Source organism: Mycobacterium sp. 1482292.6 (genome assembly GCF_001672995.1).
Classification (GTDB): domain Bacteria; phylum Actinomycetota; class Actinomycetes; order Mycobacteriales; family Mycobacteriaceae; genus Mycobacterium; species Mycobacterium europaeum_A.
In genome coordinates this window covers 1-23,255 of record NZ_LZKV01000021.1, presented here as the reverse complement: position 1 = coordinate 23,255, position 23,255 = coordinate 1, and the positions used below count along the sequence as shown (strand labels likewise).

General features: G+C 67.3%; 20 protein-coding genes, 2 tRNA genes and 2 pseudogenes. 17 read left to right on the top strand and 7 right to left on the bottom strand.

The window, feature by feature from the left end:
• Nucleotide 1: 1 nt before the first annotated feature.
• The 3 genes from A5624_RS01240 to A5624_RS01230 form a co-directional block, all read right to left on the bottom strand.
• Nucleotides 2–1,018 (bottom strand): pyridine nucleotide-disulfide oxidoreductase, encoded by a 1,017-nt coding sequence (locus A5624_RS01240; RefSeq protein ID WP_066860371.1) that lies wholly within the window; start codon nt 1,016–1,018, stop codon nt 2–4.
• Nucleotides 1,019–1,104: 86 nt separating this feature from the next.
• Nucleotides 1,105–2,670 (bottom strand): glycoside hydrolase family 13 protein, encoded by a 1,566-nt coding sequence (locus A5624_RS01235; protein ID WP_066860253.1) that lies wholly within the window; start codon nt 2,668–2,670, stop codon nt 1,105–1,107.
• Nucleotides 2,671–2,708: 38 nt separating this feature from the next.
• The gene (locus A5624_RS01230) at nt 2,709–3,098 is read right to left on the bottom strand and encodes a globin (protein ID WP_066860250.1); all 390 of its coding nucleotides are present in this window, start codon (nt 3,096–3,098) and stop codon (nt 2,709–2,711) included.
• Nucleotides 3,099–3,242: 144 nt separating this feature from the next.
• Between A5624_RS01230 and A5624_RS01225 the strand changes: the two genes are divergently transcribed.
• From A5624_RS01225 to A5624_RS01215, 3 genes are all read left to right on the top strand, one after another.
• Nucleotides 3,243–3,890 carry an HNH endonuclease gene (locus A5624_RS01225; protein ID WP_066860247.1) on the top strand — a complete coding sequence of 216 codons (648 nt, stop codon included), beginning with the start codon at nt 3,243–3,245 and terminating at the stop codon, nt 3,888–3,890.
• A 67-nt stretch (nt 3,891–3,957) separates the two neighbouring features.
• Nucleotides 3,958–4,194: a hypothetical protein gene (locus A5624_RS01220; RefSeq protein WP_066860244.1), complete on the top strand. Its 237-nt coding sequence runs from the start codon at nt 3,958–3,960 to the stop codon at nt 4,192–4,194.
• Entirely contained in the window at nt 4,181–4,648 is a 468-nt protein-coding gene (locus A5624_RS01215; RefSeq protein WP_066860241.1) for a DUF5130 domain-containing protein, read from the top strand. Before A5624_RS01220 ends, A5624_RS01215 begins: the two co-directional genes overlap by 14 nt.
• Here A5624_RS01215 and pepN read toward each other — a convergent pair.
• Nucleotides 4,645–7,269 carry an aminopeptidase N gene (gene pepN, locus A5624_RS01210; RefSeq protein WP_066860238.1) on the bottom strand — a complete coding sequence of 875 codons (2,625 nt, stop codon included), beginning with the start codon at nt 7,267–7,269 and terminating at the stop codon, nt 4,645–4,647. The two genes, A5624_RS01215 and pepN, sit on opposite strands and share 4 nt — an antisense overlap.
• A gap of 91 nt (nt 7,270–7,360) precedes the next feature.
• On the opposite strand from pepN, the gene A5624_RS01205 reads away from it, so the two are divergent.
• From A5624_RS01205 to A5624_RS27920, 4 genes are all read left to right on the top strand, one after another.
• Nucleotides 7,361–7,984: a DsbA family protein gene (locus A5624_RS01205; protein ID WP_066860235.1), complete on the top strand. Its 624-nt coding sequence runs from the start codon at nt 7,361–7,363 to the stop codon at nt 7,982–7,984.
• 71 nt (nt 7,985–8,055) lie between these two features.
• On the top strand, nt 8,056–8,535 hold the full coding sequence (locus A5624_RS01200) for a ribose-5-phosphate isomerase (protein ID WP_066860232.1): 480 nt from the start codon (nt 8,056–8,058) through the stop codon (nt 8,533–8,535).
• Between the two features lie 18 nt (nt 8,536–8,553).
• The gene (locus tag A5624_RS01195; RefSeq protein WP_066860229.1) at nt 8,554–9,360 is read left to right on the top strand and encodes an Fpg/Nei family DNA glycosylase; all 807 of its coding nucleotides are present in this window, start codon (nt 8,554–8,556) and stop codon (nt 9,358–9,360) included.
• A 99-nt stretch (nt 9,361–9,459) separates the two neighbouring features.
• On the top strand, nt 9,460–9,738 hold the full coding sequence (locus A5624_RS27920) for a hypothetical protein (RefSeq protein WP_156748715.1): 279 nt from the start codon (nt 9,460–9,462) through the stop codon (nt 9,736–9,738).
• A gap of 62 nt (nt 9,739–9,800) precedes the next feature.
• On the opposite strand, the gene A5624_RS01190 is transcribed toward A5624_RS27920, so the two are convergent.
• Both A5624_RS01190 and A5624_RS01185 read right to left on the bottom strand, forming a co-directional pair.
• On the bottom strand, nt 9,801–10,991 hold the full coding sequence (locus A5624_RS01190; protein WP_066860226.1) for a serine hydrolase domain-containing protein: 1,191 nt from the start codon (nt 10,989–10,991) through the stop codon (nt 9,801–9,803).
• Between the two features lie 32 nt (nt 10,992–11,023).
• Nucleotides 11,024–11,094 (bottom strand) — tRNA-Gly (locus A5624_RS01185).
• Nucleotides 11,095–11,242: 148 nt separating this feature from the next.
• Here A5624_RS01185 and A5624_RS01180 point away from each other — a divergent pair.
• The 4 genes from A5624_RS01180 to clpP2 all read left to right on the top strand — a co-directional run bounded on the left by A5624_RS01180 (nt 11,243) and on the right by clpP2 (nt 14,153).
• Nucleotides 11,243–11,319, top strand: a tRNA-Pro gene (locus A5624_RS01180).
• A gap of 77 nt (nt 11,320–11,396) precedes the next feature.
• Complete coding sequence (tig, locus tag A5624_RS01175; protein ID WP_066860223.1) at nt 11,397–12,815, top strand: trigger factor; 1,419 nt, start codon at nt 11,397–11,399, stop codon at nt 12,813–12,815.
• Between the two features lie 115 nt (nt 12,816–12,930).
• Complete coding sequence (gene clpP1 / locus A5624_RS01170) at nt 12,931–13,521, top strand: ATP-dependent CLP protease proteolytic subunit ClpP1 (RefSeq protein ID WP_066860220.1); 591 nt, start codon at nt 12,931–12,933, stop codon at nt 13,519–13,521.
• The gene (gene clpP2 / locus A5624_RS01165; RefSeq protein ID WP_066860217.1) at nt 13,518–14,153 is read left to right on the top strand and encodes an ATP-dependent CLP protease proteolytic subunit ClpP2; all 636 of its coding nucleotides are present in this window, start codon (nt 13,518–13,520) and stop codon (nt 14,151–14,153) included. Before clpP1 ends, clpP2 begins: the two co-directional genes overlap by 4 nt.
• Before the next feature lie 28 nt (nt 14,154–14,181).
• Here clpP2 and mmuM read toward each other — a convergent pair whose 3' ends face one another.
• Nucleotides 14,182–15,093 (bottom strand): homocysteine S-methyltransferase, encoded by a 912-nt coding sequence (gene mmuM / locus A5624_RS01160; protein WP_232002178.1) that lies wholly within the window; start codon nt 15,091–15,093, stop codon nt 14,182–14,184.
• A 340-nt stretch (nt 15,094–15,433) separates the two neighbouring features.
• On the opposite strand from mmuM, the gene clpX reads away from it, so the two are divergent.
• The 6 genes and pseudogenes from clpX to A5624_RS28420 form a co-directional block, all read left to right on the top strand.
• On the top strand, nt 15,434–16,714 hold the full coding sequence (clpX, locus tag A5624_RS01155) for an ATP-dependent Clp protease ATP-binding subunit ClpX (RefSeq protein WP_064953001.1): 1,281 nt from the start codon (nt 15,434–15,436) through the stop codon (nt 16,712–16,714).
• A 22-nt stretch (nt 16,715–16,736) separates the two neighbouring features.
• A pseudogene (locus tag A5624_RS01150) lies at nt 16,737–18,003 on the top strand (MFS transporter).
• Between the two features lie 243 nt (nt 18,004–18,246).
• Nucleotides 18,247–20,202, top strand: a complete 1,956-nt coding sequence (locus tag A5624_RS01145; protein WP_156748727.1) for a 2-oxoacid:acceptor oxidoreductase subunit alpha — start codon at nt 18,247–18,249, stop codon at nt 20,200–20,202.
• 48 nt (nt 20,203–20,250) lie between these two features.
• Nucleotides 20,251–21,351, top strand: a complete 1,101-nt coding sequence (locus tag A5624_RS01140; RefSeq protein WP_066860208.1) for a 2-oxoacid:ferredoxin oxidoreductase subunit beta — start codon at nt 20,251–20,253, stop codon at nt 21,349–21,351.
• A 1-nt stretch (nt 21,352) separates the two neighbouring features.
• On the top strand, nt 21,353–21,967 hold the full coding sequence (gene mobA, locus A5624_RS01135; RefSeq protein WP_082990459.1) for a molybdenum cofactor guanylyltransferase: 615 nt from the start codon (nt 21,353–21,355) through the stop codon (nt 21,965–21,967).
• Between the two features lie 1,084 nt (nt 21,968–23,051).
• A pseudogene (locus tag A5624_RS28420) lies at nt 23,052–23,255 on the top strand (hypothetical protein); the annotation flags it as partial.

Sequence of the window (23,255 nt, the reverse complement as noted above, 5' to 3'; positions counted from 1 at the left end):
ATCAGGGGCCGTAGAGCAGCCACAGCGGCAGGACGGCGTCGAGATAGTCCATGAATTTCTTCAGGCCCACCCGAAACTGCCCGTACCCGTAGGGGTCTTCGGCGTACTGGGGGAACGCGATGCCAACCCCGAACAGTCCGGGGGCAAGGATCCCGTTGGTCCGGTGGTAATCCAGCTGGCCCCATTGCGGGGTCTCGGGCAACTTCCTGCGTTCGAAGCCGACGGTGTAGACGACCCGGTCGCATTGCGCCAGTTTCTCCGCGAATTGCGGGCTGGACACCCAGCACCTCTCCAGGCGGTCCGGAAGCACCCCGTCGATGTTCTCCCGCGCCCAAACAGCCGCCCGGCCCTTCAGCCCCGTGTCGTCGAACAGTATCCAATCGTCAAGATAGACAGCGTATTTCAGCGGGCTCCGGTAAAAATTGATGATCCGCTTGACGGGATGGCGCAGCAGGTTGGGCAGGACGATCATCGACGTGTGTGACGAGCCGAACACGGCGACCGTCGCCCCCTCGAGCGGCTCCTGGGCGAGCTTCTCGGGATCCAGGGCGACCTGGACTTCGATCTCCTCGAGATCGGCGTGGCGAAGTTTTTTGGGGTCCGCGCCCACGGCCAGGATCACGTTCCTGGAAAAGATCCCCCGTTGTTCGGTCTGGACCCGCCACTGGCGGTCCTGCAAAGACAACTCGGTGGCGGTCGTGGTGAAGTCGTCGACCTGCTCACGCAGCTGCTCGGTGACCCACACCAAGGGTTCGGCGAGCAGGCCGAGCGCACAGGTCTCCTGGAGATCGACCTCCTTGAGCGGCATCGGTGGCGCTTCTGAGAACCGAAACGCCTTGGAGCCGTTGAAGTATTCGAGAAAGAGCGCGACGTGGGTGTTGCTCGACACCGACCGCCACTTCTGGCCGATGTCTCCGGCAGCGAAGGCCGGATCGACCCAGGCGATCCGTTCGGCCGCGACCCCGTGATCCAGCAACCTTCCCACCGCGGCGATGCCCGCCGGGCCGGCGCCGATCACTGTCCACTCGTAGGAAGCCATCCACCACATATAGAGCAGTCAGCCGGGAAATGCTCACCGTGGCTGCAGCGGGGCGGCCGGGCCGGCTACGCCAGCCAGGCCGCGGCATCCGGCGGGAGTTTGCCCTCCAGCAGCGGCGCGCTCGCCAGGATCAGCTCGCCCGCCGGCAGCGGCACCGGCGAGTCGCCGCTGTTGAGCACGCAGACCAGCCCACCGGGCCGCCGGAAGATCACCGCATCGCCGGCCGCGTCCAGCCATTCGACGCCCACGCCGTCGAATTCCACACGGCGCTTTCGCAATTCGATCGCCCGCTGGAAAAACGACAAGGTGGAGTCGGGATCACCGCTCTGCTTTTCGACGGTCAGCGTCGCCCATTCCGCCGGCATCGGCAACCACGTCTCGGACGAGAAGGAGAACCCGAACGGCGGCTCCTGACCCGACCAGGGGATCGGCACCCGGCACCTGTCCCGGCCGCGCTCGGTGTGGCCGGAGCGCTCCCACGTCGGGTCCTGCAGCACCTCGTCGGGCAGGTCCACGTCGGGCAGCCCCAGCTCCTCGCCGTTGTAGATGAACACCGCACCCGGCAGGGCGAGCATCACCAGGGCCATCGCGCGGGCGCGGCGCAGCCCGACCTCGCCGTCGCCGTAGCGGGTGACCTCCCGGCCGACGTCGTGGTTGGACAGCGTCCAGGTCGGGACTGCGTCCTGCAGGGCGGTGGCGGCCAGCGAGTTCTGGATCGCGTCGCGAATCTCGGCGGCGTCGAAGTCGATCTTGGTCAACCGGAAATTGAAGCCCAGGTGCAGTTCGTCGGGACGCAGATACTCGGCCCAGCGGACGTTGTCGGTGACCCAGACCTCGCCGACGGTCACCGCCCCGGGATAGTCGTTGACCACCCTGCGGATGTCGCGGTGGATGTCATGCACGCTCGGGTTATTGAAGCGCGGGTCGTCGTCGGTGTGGCTGAGCACCCTGGACTCGACGTCGGGGGAGTCGGGCAGGCCGGCCGGCTTGGCCATGCCGTGCGCCACGTCGATGCGGAAACCGTCCACGCCGCGCTCCAGCCAGAACCGCAGCGTTTTCTCGAAGTCGTCGAAGACGTCCGGGTGCTCCCAGTTCAGGTCGGGCTGCTCGGCATCGAAGAGGTGCAGGTACCACTGGCCGGGGTTGCCGTCGGGTTCGACCACGCGCGTCCACGCCGAGCCGCCGAACACCGAGGCCCAGTTGTTCGGCGGCAGCTCGCCGAGCTCGCCGCGGCCGTCGCGAAAGAAGTAGCGTTCCCGCGCGTCGGTGCCGGGCCCGGCGGCCAGCGCCGCGGCGAACCACGGATGCGCCGAACTGGTGTGGTTGGGCACCACGTCCATGGTGATCTTCATGCCCCGCTCGTGCGCGGCGGCGATCAGCCGTTCGATGGCGGCCATCCCGCCGAACAGCGGGTCGATGTCACGCGGATCGGCGACGTCATAGCCGTGGTCGGCCATCGGGGACACGGTGACCGGATTGAGCCAGATCGCGTCCACACCCAGTCGCTCCAGGTGGTCCAGGTGCGCCGTCACCCCGTCCAGATCGCCGACGCCGTCGCCGTCACTGTCGGCGAAGGACCTCGGGTACACCTGATAGAACACCGCGCTTGACCACCACGGCTTGGACTCCATTCCACCCCGCTTCGTTTCGTGGGCCGACAGTTTCGCCCTCACAGGGGCGCGTTGACGAGTGAGTGCGCAGCCATTTCCAGATAGTCGAGCAACGCGCGACGGTGTTCGTCGTCGAGTGTCTGCGAATCGATGGACGCGACGGCGGTGTGCATGCACCGCAGCCACGCGTCACGTGCCAGGGGAGTGATCCGGAACGGCACGTGACGCATCCGCAGCCGGGGATGTCCGCGCCGGTCGGAGTAGGTGCGCGGGCCGCCCCAGTACTGCTCGAGGAACATCCGCAACCGTTCTTCGGCACCCTCCAGGTCGTCCAGCGGATACAGCTCACGCAGGATCTCGTCCTCCGGGACCTGGGCGTAAAAGCGCGACACGATCGCGTGGAACGTCTCGGCGCCGCCGATCGCGTCGTAAAAGCTGACCTGATCCATCGCCGTCCATTGTGGTGCATCGCGGCGGCGCCGAGCCCAGCCGGCCCGACCCCATGCCCGCTGTTCACCGGCTGGACACGGCGTTTCACCTGCAATAGGGGTGCGATTGTCGGCGAATCATGGTGGACTGTTCGCGGAGGATCTATGGCGCAGGGCAAGAGACGCCGCAGCCACCGCAGTCCGGTAGCCGCGGCAGGGTTAACCGGGCCCACAACCGCGTCGTCCCTGCACAGTGTTGAAATCCATCCACCCGCCCGCTCGGAGAGCGCGTCCATCTGGAGTCGCCGGCGGGTCCTGCTGCTGAACTCCACCTACGAGCCGCTGACCGCGCTGCCGATGCGCCGCGCGATCGTCATGGTGATCTGCGGCAAGGCCGACGTGGTGCACCACGATCCGGCCGGCCCGGTCATCCACTCGGCGACCAGCTCCATCGTGGTGCCCTCGGTGATCCAGCTGCGGTCCTACGTCCGCGTTCCCTATCGCGCGCGCGTCCCGATGACCCGGGCCGCGCTGATGCACCGCGACCGGTTCTGCTGCGCCTACTGCGGGGCGAAGGCGGACACCGTCGACCACGTGCTGCCGCGCAGCCGCGGCGGCGACCATTCCTGGGAGAACTGCGTCGCGTGCTGCTCGACCTGCAACCACCGCAAGGGTGACAAGCTGCTCAGCGAGCTCGGCTGGGCGCTGCGCCGGCCGCCGCAGCCGCCGACGGGGCAACACTGGCGGCTGCTGTCGACGGTCAAGGAACTGGATCCCGCCTGGGCCCGCTATCTCGGCGAAGGCGCGGCCTGACCGCCAATCCGGTGTCCGGTCGCGCCGGTAGATCGGTTCGTGGGATACGGTTTGGCTCGTGAGTCAGATGCATCTCCACCTGTTCATCGTCGGAATACCGCTGTTGCTGGTAGTCGCGCTGTCGGTGCTCATCTGGTCCCGCAAGGGTCCGCACCCAGCGTCCTACAAGCTGGGCGAGAAGTGGACGCACCCGCCCATCCTGTGGGCTGCCACCGGCGAAGACGTCGGCCACGCGCACGGCGGACATGGTGGGCACGGCACGTCGGAGTTCTCAGTTGGAGGTGGCGCCAGTGGCACGTGGTGAAGTAGCGACGCGAGAACCCGCCGAGCTGCCCCGCGGCTGGGTCATCACCACCAGCGGACGGATCTCCGGGGTCACCGAGCCCGGCGAGCTCTCGGTGCAGTTCCCGTTCTCGACCAAAGATCTCGTCGCGGTGGATGACGCGCTGAAGTTCGGCTCGCGGGCGTCCAAGACGCGGTTCGCGATCTATCTGGGCGACCTGGGCAGCGACACCGCCGCGCGGGCCCGCGAACTCCTGGCCCACGTTCCGACGCCGGACAACGCGGTGCTGCTGGCCGTCTCGCCCGACCAGAGGGTCATCGAGGTGGTCTACGGCACCCAGGTCCGTGGCCGTGGTGCCGAGTCGGCCGCGCCGCTGGGGGTGGCGGCGGCGTCCTCGGCGTTCGAGCGGGGCGACCTGGTCGACGGCCTGGTCAGCGCGATCCGCGTGCTCAGCGCCGGCATTTCGCCGGCCTAGGCTCCGACTTCGTCGGTGGGGGCCGAGCCCTCGCCGGCGTCGAAACGGCGCGCCCGCAACGAACGCTTCACTCCGGCCTGGCCCTCGAGTACCAGGCGGCGCAACGCCGCGGGCACCTCGGGGTCGGACAGGAACCTGTCCGCGGCGGCGATGCCGTCGTCGCTGATATCCCAGTGCGGGTACAGGCCGATCACCACCGTCTGGGCCACTTCGCTGGACCGGCGCGCCCAGACACCGGAGATCGCCTCGAAATAGCGCTCGGTGAACGGCTTGAGCAACTCGGCCTGCCCGGCGGGGGCGATGCCCGCGATGATCGAGCGGGCGGTGATGTTGGCCAGGGTGTCGTCCTCGACCACCGTCGTCCAGGCATCCTCCTTGACCTGCAACTGGGGTCGGGCCGTCGCGGCCTGGGCGCCGTGCCGCTTGCCGGCGGCGGTCGGGTCGCGTTCGACCTCGGCGTCGATGAACGGCGTGGCGGGCCCGTCGGCGTCGATCTTGCCGGCGGTCGCCAGCGCCGTGACGATCCGCCACCGCAGGTCGGTGTCGACCACGAGGCCGGCCAGGTCCAACTCGGCGGGGTCGCGGTCGAGCAGGTCGGCCAGCGTCGCCACATGGTCGGCCGACAGCACCGACGAGCACAGCGTGTTGACGAAGGCGAGCTGGTGATCCGAGCCGGGTTGCGCGGCCCGCGCCAACTCCAGCAGCCGGTCGGCGAATTGCGGCCAGCCCTGCTTGCGCGCCCAGCCCTGCTCGGCGTAGGACGTCAGCGCCGTCTGCGCCTGCAGCAACAACCGCTGGGCCACCCCGACCTCGGATTCGGCGTGCACGCCGCCAGTGACCAGGGCCACGAAGTCGCGGGCGCGCAGCTCGGCCTCGCGCGTCATCTCCCAGGCGGCCGACCAGACCAGCGAGCGCGGCAGCGGCTCGGCGATGTCGGCGATGCGCTGCAGCGCGGTGCGCAGCGACTCGGCGTCCAGCCGCAACGAGCAATATGTCAGGTCGTCGTCATTGACCAGAATCAACTGGCCCCGCGAAACACCAACCAGTGCAGGGACTTCCGTGACCGGGCCCTCAACGTCGAGTTCCTCGCGGTGTACCCGCACCAGCTTTCCGGTTCCGCTGGAATCGCTGTCGTCGTAGATCCCGACCGCGAGCCGGTGCACCCGGGTCTCACCGGCGCCCGGGGCGGCGCCGCTCTGGGTCACCGCGAACCTGGTGAACTTACCGTCAGCGTCGACGTCGAACTCCGGTCGAAGCGTATTCAGCCCGGTCGTTTTCAGCCACTGCTGACCCCAGTCGGACAGGTCACGACCCGACGCCTGCTCCAGCGCGGCGACCAGGTCGTCGAACGTGGCGTTGCCGAAGGCGTGCGCGCGGAAGTAATCCCGCAGTCCCGCCAGGAAGTGCTCCAACCCGACGTAGGCGACGAGTTGCTTGAGCACCGAAGCGCCCTTGGCGTAGGTGATGCCGTCGAAGTTGACCTCGACCGCTTCCAGGTCGGGGATGTCGGCGGCGATCGGATGCGTCGAGGGCAATTGGTCCTGCCGATAGGCCCACGACTTCTCGACCGTGGCGAACGTCGTCCACGCCTCGGTGAATTCCGTTGCCTCGCTTTGGCACAGCACCGATGCGAAGGTCGCGAACGACTCGTTGAGCCACAGGTCGTCCCACCACGCCATGGTGACCAGGTCGCCGAACCACATGTGCGCCATCTCGTGCAGCACGGTCTCGGCGCGCCGCTCGTAGGAGGCCCGGGTGACCTTGCTGCGGAAGACGTAGTCCTCCAGGAAGGTCACCGCGCCCGCGTTTTCCATTGCGCCGGCATTGAATTCGGGGACGAACAGCTGGTCGTACTTCCCGAACGCGTAGGGCAGGCCAAAGTGCTTGTGGTAGAAGCCGAATCCCTGCTTGGTCTGGGTGAACAGCCGCTCGGCGTCCATGTATTGGGCCAGCGAGGATCGGCAATAGATCCCCAGCGGGATCTCGCCGTGCTCGTCGGTGTAGGAGTCGTTCCACTCGGCGTACGGGCCAGCGATCAACGCGACCAGATAGGTGCTCATCCGTGGTGTGGTGGCGAAGGTGTGCAGGCCGTCGGTCACCGACACCGCCGCGCCGTTGGAGATCACCTTCCAATGCGTAGGCGCGGCCACCCGCACGTCGAAGGTCGCCTTCATGTCGGGTTGGTCGAAACAGGCGAACATGCGCTTGGCATCGGCGGTTTCGAACTGCGAGTACAGGTAGGTCTCGTTGTCGACCGGGTCGACGAACCGATGCAGGCCCTCTCCGGTGTTGGAGTAGCGGCAGTCCGCGTCTACCACGACGACGTTGCGGTCGGTCAGCCCGCGCAGCGGGATGCCGGTCGACTCGTCGTATTCGGAGACATCCAGGTCCCGCCCGTTGAGGGTGGCGCTGCGGATGGTGTCGGCGGCAATGTCGATGAACGAGTCGGCGCCGGCGAGCGCGTCGAACACCACGGTGGTGATCGAGCGGAAAGTCCGTTCGCCGGGTGGGCCACCAGGCCCGGAACCGTCGGTGAGATCGAGGTCGATCTGATAGCTGGCGACGGTGATCAGCGAAGCGCGCTCGACGGCTTGTTCACGGGTGAGGTTCGGAAGTGCCACGTGTCCAACTTACGGGTCGGGCAAACCGGGAACAGGACGCAGAGGCCTACGGTTGTGCAGATCGGACTTTCAACCAACGAGAGGATCAGCCATGCCTGACACCGCCGCCGCGAAGAACAAAGCAGACTTCTGGTTCGATCCGCTGTGTCCGTGGGCGTGGATCACCTCGCGCTGGATCCTCGAGGTGGAAAAGGTTCGCGACATCGAGGTGAACTTTCACGTGATGAGCCTGGCGGTGCTCAACGAAAACCGCGAGGGCCTGCCCGACGAATACCGCGAACGCTTGTCGAAGGCCTTCGGTCCGGTGCGGGTGGCGATCGCCGCCGAACAGGCTCACGGCGCCGAGGTGCTCGCGCCGCTGTACACCGCGATGGGCACCCAGATCCACAACAAGGGCAACAAAGATCTCGACGACGTGATCAAGCAGTCGCTGGCGGAGGTGGGGTTGCCCTCGGAGCTGGCGGACGCCGCGAACAGCGACGCCTACGACGAGGCGCTGCGCAAGAGCCACCACGCCGGCATGGACGCGGTGGGCGACGACGTCGGCACACCGACCATCCACGTCAACAATGTGGCGTTCTTCGGGCCGGTGCTGTCCAAGATCCCGCGCGGCGAGGAGGCGGGCAAGCTGTGGGACGCCTCGGTGGCCTTCGCGTCCTACCCGCACTTCTTCGAGCTCAAGCGCAGCCGCACGGAGAAGCCCGAATTCGACTAGACCGGTAGGGCGCTGCCCGCCTTGCCATCGCCGCCGCCAACGCCGCGGGTGGCTGTGTAAGGATTGCGGGCATGCGCGTCTACCTCGGCTCTGACCACGCCGGATTCGAGCTCAAGCAGCAGATCATCGATCACCTCACCAAATCCGGGCACGAGCCGATCGATTGCGGCGCCTTCAGTTACGACGCCGAAGACGATTACCCGGCGTTTTGCATCGCCGCCGCGACGCGTACGGTGGCCGACCCGGACAGCCTGGGCATCGTGTTGGGCGGGTCGGGCAACGGCGAGCAGATCGCGGCGAACAAGGTGCCCGGCGCCCGCTGCGCCCTGGCCTGGAGCGTCGAGACCGCGGCGCTGGCCCGCGAGCACAACAACGCCCAACTGATCGGCATCGGCGGTCGCATGCACACCGTGGCCGAGGCGCTGGCCATCGTCGACGCCTTCTTGACTACGCCCTGGTCGAAAGCCGAACGCCACCAACGGCGTATCGACATACTCGCCGAATACGAACGCACCCACCAGGCCCCGCCGGTACCCGGCGCGGCCAGCTGACGCCGGAAAGGTCTGCGCGTGCCCGAAGGGCATACCCTGCACCGATTGGCCCGGCTGCACCAACGCCGATACGCCGGTGCCCCCGTCGCGGTGTCGAGCCCGCAGGGCCGCTTCGCCGATTCGGCCGCGGTGGTCGACGGCCGGGTGTTGCGGCGCACCAGCGCGTGGGGCAAGCACCTGTTTCATCACTACGCCGGCGGGCCGATCGTGCACGTGCACCTCGGCCTGTACGGCGCCTTCACCGAATGGGAACGGCCCGGCGACGGACTGTTTCCCGAAGCGGGCGGGCAGGTGCGGATGCGCATGATCGGCGCCGGCTACGGCACCGACCTGCGCGGGCCGACGGTGTGCGAAGTCATCGACGAAGGCCAAGTCAGCGACGTCCTGGCCAGGCTGGGCCCCGACCCGTTGCGCAGCGACGCCGACCCGTCCTGGGCGTGGAAGCGAATTGCCAAGTCGCGCAGGCCCATTGGCGCGCTGCTGATGGACCAGACCGTGATGGCCGGGGTGGGCAACGTCTACCGCAGCGAGCTGCTGTTCCGCCACCGCATCAACCCGTTCCGGCCCGGCCGCGACGTCGGCGAGGATGAGTTCGACGCGGCCTGGACCGATCTGGTCGCGTTGATGAAGGTCGGATTGCGCCGCGGCAAGATCATCGTGGTGCGGCCCGAGCACGACCACGGCGCGCCGTCCTACCGCCCCGATCGACCCCGGACCTACGTCTACCGGCGGGCCGGCGAGCCCTGCCGGGTGTCCGGTGATCCGATCCGCACGACGGTGCTGGAGGGCCGAAACGTGTTCTGGTGCCCGACATGCCAGAAGTGACCGCATTGGCAGGAAACTTTCAGCCCATAACACTGGCGCCACTTGTTTAGCCAAAGCATCTATGCGGGTATCACATAGCCCGTGAAAACTCTTCCACGTTTGGCCGCAACGGCTCTCGCAATCGGCGGGCTGGGTCTGGCGGGCTTGGGCGTCGCAACTGAGGCGCAGGCCCATCCCGGCCCCTTCCCGCAATGGTGCCCGGGTGAGTGGTGGGACCCGGGCTGGGGCAACAACTGGGACTGGAACAACTGCCACGACTGGCGCGGAGGGCCTCCTGGACCGCCGGGCTGGGGGCCGGGGGGACCGCCGCACCCCGGCGGCCCGTGGGGACCGGGCGGCCCGGGTGGACCGCCGCCGCCTCCCGGCTGGCACCCCTGATCCGACCAGTCACGCAACCAAATGCGCCCCGCCGAATCGGCGGGGCGCATCTGCGTTGAGCGTCAGATGACTCCCAGCACGGAGTAGACCTCGTTGGACAGCACCAGGCTGCGTGGGTCCGCATTGGCCTTGGTCGGGTCGAAGTGATTGGCCACATACGCGTAACCGATGCGGTGCTCCAGGTCGACGAACCCGAACGAGCCGCCCAGCCCGCCGTGGCCGAAGATGCGGGGGTTCGGCCCGTTGACGCAACGCTGGTTGAGCATGTAACCCAAACCCCAGCCGTGGTCCGCGACCCGCGGCCCCAGCACCAGGTCGGTCTCCAGGCCGCCCTGGCAGACCCGCACCAGGTCCATGTGCTCGCGGCTGAGCACCTTCTCCTGGGCGAGCGCGTTGTAGAACGTCGCCAGTCCCAGCGCCGAGACCTGCCCGTTGGTGCCCGGGAACTCGAGTTCGCGCCACAGGTTCAGGTCGTGCGAGCCGAGTTCGTCGTCGGGGGCGAACCCCATCGAGATCGACAGCCCCGCCTTGGGGTGCTCGGCCAGGCTCCTCGGGTAGCCCGGCGCCTTCGCGTCGGCCAGCAGATCGCGGGCATGCGGCTTGTTGACCCGCTCGGCGCACCGGTGTTGCTCGCTCAGCGGCAACCCGATGTGCACGTCGGCGCCCAACGGTTCGGCGATCTCGGTGCGCAGGTACTGGCCGATGGTCCGGCCCGTCACCCGGCGGAACACCTCGCCGGTGATGAAACCGAAGGTGGTCATGTGGTAGCCCTGCGCGGTGCCCGGCTCCCACCACGGCTCGGCGGCGGCCAGCTGTTCGCAGACGTAGTCCCAGTCGGCGACCTGCTCCCACCGCATCCGGGTGCGCGGGCCGATCACCCCGGAGCGGTGGCTCATCACCATCGCCAGCGTGATGTCTTGCTTGCCCGCCTGGGCGAACTCGGGCCAGTAGTGCGCGACGGGGGCGTGCAGGTCCAGTTCGCCGCGGTCGGCGAGCTGGTGCACGCAGGTGGCCGACAGGCCCTTCGTGCCGGACAAGACGGTGGTCAGGGTGTTTTGCTGCCACGGTCGGGTGCGGGCCGCGTCGGCCCAGCCACCCCACAGATTGACCACTAGAGACCCGTCGACCCACACCGCGACGGCCGCGCCGACTTCGTTGCCCAGCGTGAAATTGCGCTCGAACGCGTCGCGAACCCCGACGAAGTCCGACGCGCATGAGCCGTGGATCAACGCGTCGGTCAACAGGTCGCTCATGGCGCCTCTCTATCGAGCAGATAGTTAGCCCGAGCGGGCGACGGGAATCGAACCCGCGTAGCTAGTTTGGAAGACTAGGGCTCTACCATTGAGCTACGCCCGCATGTAGTTAGTCGAGCGTGACTGTAGCTGGCGACGAAGATCAAATCTAATCGACTCGGTTTTGTGATCGCTCCGTGAGGTCTGCGACGTCGCTGCGAAGCCCGTGGCCAACCCGGTGTTGAGGGGCCTTAGGATCATCGAGGTCAGCGCGGGGTGTAGCGCAGCTTGGTAGCGCATCCGCTTTGGGAGCGGAAGGCCGCAGGTTCAAATCCTGTCACCCCGACCAGCACCACCGGCCGCGCCCTGCGCGCGGCCCACCGACCACCGAGAACGAGCCAAGAACGAGCACTGAGGAGCACACCCGTGAAGAGCACCGTTGAGCAGTTGAGCCCCACCCGGGTGCGCATCAACGTGGAGGTCCCCTTCTCAGAACTCGAACCCGACTTCCAGCGCGCCTACAAGGAGCTGGCCCGCCAGGTGCGACTGCCTGGATTCCGGCCGGGCAAGGCGCCGGCGAAGTTGCTGGAGGCCCGGTTCGGTCGCGAGGCCATGCTGGATCAGGTGGTCAGCGAGGCGCTGCCGGCGCGGTACGGGCAGGCCGTCGCCGAATCAGAGGTGCACCCGCTGGGTCAGCCCGAGATCGAGGTCACCAAGAAGGAGTACGGCGAGGAGCTGGCGTTCACCGCCGAGGTCGACGTGCGACCCAAGCTCGCCCTGCCGGACCCCGGTGCGCTCAAGGTGTCGGTGGACCCGATCGAGGTCAGCGACGAGGACGTGGACGCCGAACTGCAGTCTCTGCGTGCCCGATTCGGCACGCTGACCGGGGTGGACCGCCCGGTCGCCGACGGCGACTTCGTCTCGATCGACCTGTCGGCCACCATCGACGGTGAAGAGGTTCCGGGCGCCGCCGCGCAGGGCCTGTCCCACGAGGTCGGCTCGGGCCGGCTGATCGCGGGCCTCGACGAAGCCCTGATCGGGTTGTCCGTCGACGAGTCCAAGGAATTCACCGCGCAGCTGGCGACCGGCGAGCACGCAGGCAAGGACGCGCAGGTCACCGTCACCGTCAAGTCGATCAAGGAACGCGAGCTGCCCGAGGCCGACGACGAGTTCGCCCAACTGGCCAGCGAGTTCGACACCATCGAGGAGCTCAAGGCCAACCTGCGCGACCAGGTCGGCCGGACCAAGCGCGCCCAGCAGGCCGAGAACATCCGGGAGGCCGCGCTCGACACGCTGCTCGAGCAGGTCGAAGTGCCGCTGCCGGAAGCGATCGTCAAGGCCCAGGTCGACAGCGCCCTGCACAACGCCTTGCACAGCCTCAACCACGACGAATCCAAGCTCGAGGAAGTGCTGGCCCAGCAGGGCAAGTCCCGCGAGGAGTTCGAGACCGAGACGCGCACCGCCGCCGAGACGGACGTGAAACGGCAGCTGCTGCTGGACGCCCTGGCCGACGAGCTGGAGGTTCAGGTCGGCCAGGAGGACCTGACCGAGCGGCTGGTCGCGACGTCGCGCCAATACGGCATCGAGCCCCAGCAGCTGTTGGCCTACCTGCAGGAGAACAACCAGCTGCCGGCCATGTTCGCCGATGTGCGCCGGGCGCTGGCCATCGCCGAGGTGATCCGGGCGGCGACCGTCACCGACACCGCCGGAAACGCCATCGACACGAGTGAGTTCTTCGGCAAGCGTTCGGAGGCCGACGATGCCGAGCCGACGGGGGAGGCTGATGCCGAGCCGACGGGCGAGGCTGATGCCGGCGAATCCGACGAGGCCGACGCCGGGGAGTGACCGCGCCGTGACGCTGTGAGCGAACGCGGGGTGCGTGCCGCGAAACGGCGGCCTTGGTTGGTTAGTGTCGTGAATACAGGTCTGAAAGAAAGCAGGTAACCCAGTCGTGACTGACATGCGTTCGCCCTCGCAGGGTCTCAACCTCACGGACTCGGTCTATGAGCGCTTGCTCTCCGAGCGCATCATCTTCCTGGGTTCGGAGGTCAACGACGAGGTCGCCAATCGGCTGTGCGCGCAGATCCTGCTGCTCGCCGCCGAGGACGCGGACAAGGACATTTCGCTCTACATCAATTCGCCCGGCGGATCGATCAGCGCCGGGATGGCGATTTACGACACCATGGTGCTGGCGCCGTGCGACATCGCCACCTACGCGATGGGCATGGCCGCCTCGATGGGCGAGTTCCTGCTGGCGGCGGGAACCAAAGGTAAGCGCTTCGCCCTGCCGCACGCCCGCATCCTGATGCACCAGCCGCTGGGCGGCGTGACCGGTAGCGCGGCCGACATCGCCATCCAGGCCGAGCAATTCACGGTCATCAAGAAGGAGATGTTCCGCCTCAACGCGGAATTCACCGGCCAGTCGATCGAGCGCATCGAGGCGGATTCCGATCGCGACCGCTGGTTCACCGCGCAGGAAGCCCTCGAATACGGCTTCGTCGACCACATCATCACCCGCGCCGCCCACATCACCAATGGAGAAGCCCAGTGAACCCCGAAACCCAGCCCCAGGCGCGCTACATCCTGCCGTCGTTCATCGAGCACTCCAGCTTTGGGATCAAGGAGTCCAATCCCTACAACAAGCTGTTCGAGGAGCGCATCATCTTCCTCGGCGTCCAGGTCGACGACGCGTCGGCGAACGACATCATGGCCCAGCTGCTGGTGCTCGAGTCGCTGGACCCCGACCGTGACATCACCATGTACATCAACTCGCCCGGTGGCGGATTCACCTCGCTGATGGCGATTTACGACACCATGCAGTACGTGCGTGCCGACATCCAGACGGTGTGCCTGGGCCAGGCCGCGTCGGCCGCGGCGGTGCTGCTGGCCGCCGGGACACCGGGCAAGCGGATGGCGCTGCCCAACGCCCGGGTGCTCATCCATCAGCCCTCGCTGCAGGGCGTGATCCAGGGGCAATTCTCCGATCTGGAGATCCAGGCCGCCGAGATCGAGCGGATGCGTACGCTGATGGAAACCACCCTGGCCCGCCACACCGGCAAGGACGCCGCGACGGTCCGCAAGGACACCGACCGGGACAAGATTCTGACTGCCGAAGAGGCCAAGGATTACGGGATCATCGACACCGTGCTCGAGTACCGGAAGCTCTCGGCGCAGACCGCCTAGCGTTCCGGGCCCGTCGCCGAGCGTGCACTCACGGCGAATCTTCGCCCTGACTGCACGCTCGGTGAATCGCCGCGATATCGGCGGGCCCCACCCGGCAGCATCCGCCGACGATGCGGGCGCCGGCCGCGATCCACTGCGCGGCCAGGTCCGCGCCGAACCGTGACGGCCCGATCCACTTGCGCCGCAGAGCATCCCAGCGTTCTCCGCTGTTCGGGTAGACGATGACGGGTTTCCCGACGGGCGCGGCGTGCGCGATCGCGGGCAACACGTCCGCGGGCGCGCAGCAGTTCACCCCGAGCGCGACGATCTCGTCGACGCCGGCCGCCACCGCGAACGCCTCGGCCAGTGGTTGCCCGGCGCGGGTGCGGTCCCCGTCGATGGTGTAGCTCAGCCAGGCCGGTACGCCGACCGCGCGCACCAACTCGACCAACGCCCGCGCCTCGTCGACGTCGGGCACCGTTTCACACGCGAGCACGTCGGCGCCGGCGGCGGCCAGGACCTCCAGCCGCGGCCGATGCCAGCGCGCCAACGCCGCAACCGACAGGCCGTAGCGGCCGCGGTATTCGGACCCGTCGGCCAGCGCCGCGCCGTACGGGCCGACCGAGGCGGCGACCAACAGGCCGTCGGCGCCGGTGCCATCGCGCGCCGCCCGGGCAAGCGCGACGCTGCGGCGCAACAACCCGGCAGTCTCCCCGCGATCGAACCCGCGGGCCGCAAAGCCCTCGAACGATGCCTGGTAGCTCGCCGTCGTCGCGATCGCCGCCCCGGCACGAAAGTAGGCGGCGTGCACGGCGACGATGTCCTGCGGGGCGTCCGCGAGCAGCCGGGCCGACCACAGGGAATCGGAAAGGTCATGGCCGCGGGCTTCGAGCTCGGTGGCCAACCCGCCGTCGAGCAGCACGGATCCGCCGGGCCAGTCGAAGCCCGCAGCCAATCCCACCTCGCCACTGTAGGGTGATTTCCTGGGGGTCCGCCCAGGCCTCGCGCGATCGTCGGCGTCGGGTTGGCACCTCCACCGGTGGTGGGATCGGGGGACAGCCAGCCTCGGTCGCATCACGACCGCGACACGCCAAAGACACGCAAAGCGCGTCTTTCGCGAGTGACGGGCACCGTGTGGCTATATGTTTCATCCATACGGAACAGGCACGAACTCCTGCAAATACCATCGGCGCGATTCGGCGCTTATGGTCGCGGCGGGCCCGATCAAGCGGGTAGCGTCGGTGAATACATGCGGGGACAGGCAACAGCAACGGCGAACAGGAAGTAGGCGCTGACGCACCATGGCACGGATCGGAGACGGCGGTGACCTGCTGAAGTGCTCGTTCTGCGGGAAGAGCCAGAAGCAGGTCAAGAAACTCATTGCGGGCCCCGGTGTGTACATCTGCGATGAATGCATCGACCTCTGCAACGAGATCATCGAAGAGGAGCTCGCCGACGCCGACGACGTCAAGCTCGATGAACTCCCCAAGCCGATCGAGATCCGGGAGTTCCTCGAGGGATATGTGATCGGGCAGGACACCGCGAAGCGGACCCTGGCCGTCGCCGTCTACAACCACTACAAGCGGATCCAGGCCGGTGAAAAAGGCCGGGACTCGCGGCACGAGCCGGTCGAGCTGACCAAGTCCAACATCCTGATGCTCGGGCCGACCGGTTGCGGAAAGACCTACCTGGCCCAGACGCTCGCCAAGATGCTCAATGTCCCGTTCGCCATCGCCGACGCCACCGCCCTGACCGAAGCCGGATATGTCGGTGAGGACGTCGAGAACATCTTGCTCAAGCTGATCCAAGCCGCCGACTACGACGTCAAGCGCGCCGAGACCGGCATCATCTACATCGACGAGGTCGACAAGATCGCCCGCAAGAGCGAAAACCCGTCGATCACCCGCGACGTCTCCGGAGAGGGCGTCCAACAGGCCCTGCTGAAGATCCTGGAAGGCACTCAGGCCTCGGTCCCCCCGCAGGGTGGCCGCAAGCACCCGCACCAAGAGTTCATCCAGATCGACACCACCAACGTGCTGTTCATCGTCGCGGGTGCCTTCGCGGGCCTGGAGAAGATCATCTACGAGCGCGTCGGCAAGCGCGGCCTGGGCTTCGGCGCGGAGGTGCGCTCCAAGGCTGAGATCGACACCACCGACCACTTCGCCGAAGTGATGCCCGAAGACCTGATCAAGTTCGGCCTGATCCCCGAGTTCATCGGCCGGCTGCCGGTGGTCGCCTCGGTCACCAACCTGGATCGCGAGTCGCTGGTCAAGATCCTCTCCGAGCCCAAGAACGCGTTGGTCAAGCAGTACACCCGGCTCTTCGAGATGGACAACGTCGAGCTCGAATTCACCGACGACGCCCTGGAAGCGATCGCCGACCAGGCGATCCACCGCGGCACCGGGGCTCGCGGCCTGCGGGCCATCATGGAAGAGGTCCTGCTGCCGGTGATGTACGACATCCCGAGCCGCGACGACGTCGCCAAGGTTGTGGTGACCAAGGAGACCGTCCAGGACAACGTGCTGCCGACCATCGTGCCCCGCAAGCCGTCGCGCTCCGAGCGCCGGGACAAGAGCGCCTAACTAGCTCCTGGAGCGCACGGCCATCCCCGGCGACGCCGTTCCCCGGCGTCTTGGGCGTGGCCTGGACCTGCTGAACTTCCTCCTGGCCGACGTTCGTGACGGCTTGGGCCCGTACCTGTCGATCTATCTGCTACTGACCCATCACTGGGACCAGGAGTCGATCGGGTTCGTGATGGCGGTCGGGGGCATCGGGGCGATCGTCGCGCAGGCCCCGGCCGGCGCCCTGGTGGACAGAAGCACGGGCAAGCGGGCGCTGATCATCGGTGGCGTTGACGATCGCCACCGCGTCGCTGGCGATGCCGCTGTTTCCCGGCTTCTATTCGATCTCCGTGCTGCAAGCGCTTACTGGGATCGCCGGATCCGTCTTCGCCCCGGCGTTGGCCGCGATCACCCTGGGTGTCGTCGGGCCCCGCCGCTTCTCTCGGCGGATCGGACGCAACGAATCGTTCAACCACGCAGGGAACGCCTGCGCCGCGGCGATCACCGGCGGGCTGGCCTACTTCTTCGGACCGGTGGTCATGTTCTGGGTGCTGGCCACGATGGCGACCGCCAGCGTGGCTGCCGCGCTGTGGATTCCGGGTAACGCCATCGACCACGAGGTGGCCCGGGGCATGGACCATCTCGCCGGAGCGCCGCACCAGACGCCGTCCCGGCTGGCGGTGCTGCTGGGCAACCGCCGCCTGCTGATCTTCGCCGCGACGGTGATCGCTTTTCACTTCGCCAACGCGGCGATGCTGCCGCTGGTCGGCCAGCTGCTCGCGCTGCACAACAGGGACGTGGGCACCGCCCTGATGGCGGGCTGTGTGGTGGCCGCGCAGGTCGTCATGGTGCCGGTGGCCTATGTGGCCGGGGCCAAGGCCGATTCCTGGGGAAGAAAGCCGATCTTCCTGGCCGGTTTCGCGGTGCTGGCCGCCCGTGGATTCCTCTACACGTGCTCCGGCAACCCGTACTGGCTGGTGGGCGTGCAGCTGCTGGACGGGGTCGGGGCCGGTGTGTTCGGCGCTCTGTTTCCCCTGGTCGTGCAGGACGTGACGCACGGAAGCGGACGGTTCAACGTCAGCCTCGGGGCGGTGACGGCCGCGACGGGCGCCGGCGCCGCGGTGTCGAACCTCGTCGCGGGCGCGATCGTGGTGGCGGCCGGCTACGACGCCGCATTCGTCTTCCTGGGTGCCCTCGCCGCGGCCGGCTTCGGTTTGTATCTGTTCGCGATGCCGGAAACGGCCGCTACCAAAATCGGCGCTGAAAACGTGACACCCGGTGCTCGACACGGTATGGACGACGGTTGCTAACGCGCAAGACGTGACCAACGCCACAGTTTGCCGTGCTACTCATCAGTAGACGACGCTGACGTCGCCTTTTGGCCGCGAAGGCTTGCGAGGGGGCGGCGGGGAGACGGCGATGGTGACCGAAAATCAGTGCCATAATTGATACTTCCAGTGACATCAAACCGACACGGCCGGAAAGTCACTTTCACGGGCGTAATCTAGTTTGCGCGTGGTGTCCGCGCGGTGAACAAAGTGGAGGGCAAAGAGGTGGATCCGAACGGCAGCGGAGCCGGATCAGACTCACAGAATGGGGCTCCCCCCAACGGATCTGCCCGTCAGCGCCTCGAGCAAGTCGTCATTCGCTTTGCCGGTGACTCCGGCGACGGCATGCAGCTCACCGGTGACCGGTTCACCTCCGAGGCAGCGCTTTTCGGCAACGACCTGGCGACCCAGCCCAACTACCCGGCCGAGATCCGCGCCCCCGCAGGCACGCTGCCCGGCGTCTCGTCCTTCCAGATCCAGATCGCCGACTACGACATCCTGACCGCCGGTGACCGGCCCGACGTCCTCGTCGCGATGAATCCCGCCGCGCTCAAGGCCAATATCGGTGACTTGCCCCGTGGCGGCATGGTGATCGCGAATTCCGACGAGTTCACCAAGCGCAACCTGACCAAGGTCGGCTACGTCACCAACCCGCTGGAGACCGACGAGTTGTCGGACTACGTCGTGCATTCCGTCGCGATGACCACCCTGACGCTCGGTGCGGTCGAGACGATCGGCGCCACCAAGAAGGACGGCCAGCGCGCCAAGAACATGTTCGCGCTGGGCCTGCTGTCGTGGATGTACGGGCGGCCGATCGAGACCAGCGAGAAGTTCATCCGGGAGAAGTTTGCCCGCAAGCCCGAGGTCGCCGAGACCAACGTGCTGGCGCTCAAGGCCGGCTGGAACTACGGCGAGACGACCGAGGCCTTCGGCACCACCTACGAGGTGTCCCGGGCGACCCTGCCCTCGGGCGAATACCGCCAGATCTCGGGCAACACCGCCCTGGCGTATGGCATCGTGGCGGCCGGCCAGCTGGCCGACATCCCGGTCGTGCTCGGCAGCTACCCGATCACCCCGGCCTCCGACATCCTGCACGAGCTGTCCAAGCACAAGAACTTCAACGTCATGACCTTCCAGGCCGAGGACGAGATCGGTGGCATCTGCGCCGCCATCGGCGCCTCGTACGGCGGCGCGCTGGGCGTCACCACCACGTCGGGTCCGGGCATCTCGCTGAAGTCCGAAGCCCTCGGGCTGGCCGTGATGACGGAGCTGCCGTTGCTCGTCGTCGACGTCCAGCGCGGCGGCCCTTCGACCGGCCTGCCCACCAAGACCGAGCAGGCCGACCTGCTGCAGGCGTTGTTCGGCCGCAACGGGGAGTCGCCGGTCGCGGTGCTGGCCCCGCGCTCACCCTCGGACTGCTTCGAAACCGCGCTCGAGGCGGCGCGCATCGCGGTGTCGTACCACACCCCGGTGATCGTGCTGTCCGACGGCGCCATCGCCAACGGGTCGGAGCCGTGGCGCATTCCGGACGTCAGCACGCTGCCACGCATCACGCACACCTTCGCCAAGCCCGACGAGCCTTTCCAGCCCTACGCCCGCGACCCCGAGACGCTGGCGCGGCAGTTCGCCGTGCCCGGCACCCCGGGTCTCGAGCACCGCATCGGCGGCCTGGAAGCGGCCAACGGCTCGGGCAACATCTCCTACGAGCCGGTCAACCACGACCTCATGGTCCGGTTGCGCCAGGCCAAGATCGACGGGATCTCGGTCCCCGATCTGGAGGTCGACGACCCGACCGGCGACGCCGAGCTGCTGCTGATCGGCTGGGGCAGCTCGTACGGTCCGATCGGTGAAGCGTGCCGGCGCGCGCGGCGCAAGGGCATCAAGGTGGCCCACGCCCACCTGCGCTACCTGAACCCCTTCCCGGCCAACCTGGGTGAGGTGCTGCGGCGCTACCCGCAGGTGGTCGCGCCGGAAATGAACCTGGGCCAACTGGCGTTCCTGCTGCGGGGCAAGTACCTGGTGGACGTGCAATCGGTCAGCAAGGTGCAAGGCGTCGCGTTCCTGGCCGACGAGATCGGCCGGGTCATCCGCGCCGCGCTGGGCGGGACGCTGGCCGAAGTCGAGAACGACAAGACGATGGTCGCCAGAATGGCGGCAGCAACGGTTGGGGCCGGCGCATGATGGTGCCGGCGTCAATGCAGAGCGAAGCGATGAGGAGGAGCGACGCTCGTGACTGACCTGATCGGCAACCTGGCGGGCAAAGACCTCGGTGTGACCGCGAAGTTGACCAAAAACGACGGGGTCCCCAGGTTGTCTGCGCAGGACCAGCCGCAGAAGTCGAAGGACTTCACCAGTGACCAAGAGGTCCGTTGGTGCCCGGGCTGCGGTGACTACGTCATCCTCAACACCATCCGCAACTTCCTGCCCGACCTCGGGTTGCGCCGCGAGAACATCGTGTTCATCAGCGGCATCGGCTGCTCGAGCCGGTTCCCGTACTACCTGGAGACCTACGGCTTCCACTCGATCCACGGCCGCGCACCGGCCATCGCGACCGGCCTGGCGCTGGCCCGCGAGGACCTGTCGGTGTGGGTGGTCACCGGCGACGGCGACGCCCTGTCGATCGGCGGCAACCACCTGATCCACGCGCTGCGCCGCAACGTCAACATCACCATCCTGCTGTTCAACAACCGGATCTACGGCCTGACCAAGGGGCAGTATTCGCCGACGTCGGAGGTCGGCAAGGTCACCAAGTCGACCCCGATGGGATCGCTGGATCACCCGTTCAACCCGGTCTCGTTGGCCCTGGGCGCCGAGGCGACCTTCGTCGGCCGCGCGCTGGACTCCGACCGCAACGGACTGACCGAGGTGCTGCGCGCCGCCGCCGGGCATCGCGGCGCCGCCGTCGTCGAGATCCTGCAGGACTGCCCGATCTTCAACGACGGCTCGTTCGACGCGCTGCGCAAGGAAGGTTCCGAGGAGCGGGTCATCAACGTCCGCCACGGCGAGCCGATTGTGTTCGGCGCCAACGGCGAATACTGCGTGGTGAAGTCCGGGTTCGGGCTGGAGGTGGCCAAGACCGCCGACGTGTCGGTCGACGAGATCGTGGTGCACGACGCGCACAGCGACAACTCGGCCTACGCCTTCGCCCTGTCCCGGTTGTCGGACCAGAACCTCGAACACACCGTGCTGGGCATCTTCCGCGACATCAGCCGGCCGACCTATGACGACGCGGCGCGTTCGCAGGTCCAGGCGGCCCAGTCGGCAAAGCCGTTCGACACCGCCGCGCTGCAATCGCTGTTGCGCGGGCGCGACACCTGGACCGTCGACTGACGTGGGCGACCAGGTGCCCGACACAGAAAAGGCCGGGTCGTTAGCCGGCATCGTGCTGGCCGGCGGCGAATCGCGGCGGATGGGCCGTGACAAGGCCACCTTGCCCGGCCCGGGCGGTGCCGCCACGCTGCTCGAATACGTCGCCGGGGTTCTCGCGCAGCGTTGCGAACCGGTATTCGTGATGGCCGCGCCGGGGCAACCGCTGCCCGCCGTGCAGGCGCAAGTCATCCGCGACGAGGTGCGCGGCCAGGGGCCGCTGCCGGCGACCGGACGCGGGCTGCGGGCGGCCGCCGAGGCGGGCGCCCGGTACGCCTTCGTCTGCGCCGTCGACATGCCGCTGCTGTCCGCGGAGTTGATCGACGACCTGGTGCAGTTGGCCGGCGAGACCAACGCCGAGATCGTGCTGCCGTGGGACGGTCGCAGCCACTACCTCGCCGCGGTGTATCGCACCGACCTGGCCGAGCGGATCAGCGGCCTGGTGGCCGGCGGCGCCCGCTCCATGCGTGCCCTGATCGACGCCTCCGACGCCCAGCAGCTCGTGCTGCCGGAATCGCGCTTCCTGGCCAACGTCAACACCGAGAGCGACCTGCTGGCCCTGGCGCAGTCCCGGGGCTGAGCCGAGCGCATCGCCGGCCGGCCGCGAATTTCGCTTTTTTTTTCGATCAATTCGGCGCGGACAATTCGGTTTTCCGAAATGCCAAATTGTAAACGCGCATTGCCGTGGGGCGAGACACCTCGGCGATCGATTGCCGCGCCAATGCCGTGTGCGGCGGGGTGCCGTGATCTGTTGGGGCGGCAGCGATTTGAGGATATTCTGCGAGCGCCCTTCGGCGGTGACGACGCCAGGCGCTGGGGCCTGCCATATTTGTGACGCGGTATTTCTGGCAAATTGACGCTGTCCGTATCGCCCCGCTCTTTCCGTCGATGGCGCCGCCGCTAGGCGACGCACAGCCCGGTATCTATGACGCCAGCACTCCTCGGTTTTGTGCCAAGAGTTGTTGTCGTCATGCGTATTTGAATGAAAAGCGTTGCCAGACAAGGCAATACTTAGCATCTCCATCCGGGCCACCACCAAGCCCGCCCCCTGTCGTTCTGAGCATCGTATTGCGCTGGTGCGCATCGTAATTGAGTCATGCACGTGATTCCATCGACGCCCTTGGCGTGGGAACGCAGCATCGGGCGAACGTTGCGGTACCCTGCTCGGCTTGCCGCGGGGGCCGGGATCCGTTGAAAGCGCTGACGAATCGGCGGAACCCCCGCAAATAAACGTGCGCCAGCTCACAAAACGCAGGTGATTCGGCTCACGATTTGTTTGTCCATGCCGTTCAAGTGGCGATCGCCGAAACGCACTGGTGACCTGCATAAATGACCCCGGTACCGCGGCGTGATCGGCCCGTTACCGAAATGAGATATCCGATTTCTGAAGATGACGAACGCGCCGAGGTCTTCTACGGTCCCTGTTAGCCCACAACGGGTTACGGAAAAGTAATCAGATAATTGAATCTACGGATCCGCGTGTTGAGCGGCGCTACGGACGGCGAAAGCCCGACCGTGGTCGGTGGGTAAGACCCGCCGGGCAGACTTGGCCCGCCGCTGCCGTGCCTGACCAAGACGGCACGTTTCAAAGCAGGCATCAACCAATAGCTTCGGCCCACCTCCGTGGGCTTGCTTTGGCGCGCGCGCAGTGAAAGGAAGACGACTTGAAGAACGTCCGAAAGACGCTCATTCTTGCCGCGGTCACGGGCACGCTCGTGACCATCCCATCCGCCACCGCTCACGCGGACCCGGAAGCGGTGGGTTTCGACCCGAACGCGCCGGTCGCCGGGCCCGCGCCGGACGCCCCGCCGCCCCCCGTCAACGATGTTGAGCGGCACGGCGCCGATCCCCGAGACCGGTTCTGCTGC

What these genes read in the sequence shown, in the direction of transcription:
- A5624_RS01235 (WP_066860253.1), bottom strand. Translation starts at nt 2,670, where the DNA reads ATGGAGTCCAAGCCGTGGTGGTCAAGCGCGGTGTTCTATCAGGTGTAC.
- A5624_RS01230 (WP_066860250.1), bottom strand. Translation starts at nt 3,098, where the DNA reads ATGGATCAGGTCAGCTTTTACGACGCGATCGGCGGCGCCGAGACGTTC.
- A5624_RS01225 (WP_066860247.1), top strand. Translation starts at nt 3,243, where the DNA reads ATGGCGCAGGGCAAGAGACGCCGCAGCCACCGCAGTCCGGTAGCCGCG.
- A5624_RS01220 (WP_066860244.1), top strand. Translation starts at nt 3,958, where the DNA reads ATGCATCTCCACCTGTTCATCGTCGGAATACCGCTGTTGCTGGTAGTC.
- A5624_RS01205 (WP_066860235.1), top strand. Translation starts at nt 7,361, where the DNA reads ATGCCTGACACCGCCGCCGCGAAGAACAAAGCAGACTTCTGGTTCGAT.
- A5624_RS01200 (WP_066860232.1), top strand. Translation starts at nt 8,056, where the DNA reads ATGCGCGTCTACCTCGGCTCTGACCACGCCGGATTCGAGCTCAAGCAG.
- A5624_RS01190 (WP_066860226.1), bottom strand. Translation starts at nt 10,991, where the DNA reads ATGAGCGACCTGTTGACCGACGCGTTGATCCACGGCTCATGCGCGTCG.
- clpP1 (WP_066860220.1), top strand. Translation starts at nt 12,931, where the DNA reads ATGCGTTCGCCCTCGCAGGGTCTCAACCTCACGGACTCGGTCTATGAG.
- clpX (WP_064953001.1), top strand. Translation starts at nt 15,434, where the DNA reads ATGGCACGGATCGGAGACGGCGGTGACCTGCTGAAGTGCTCGTTCTGC.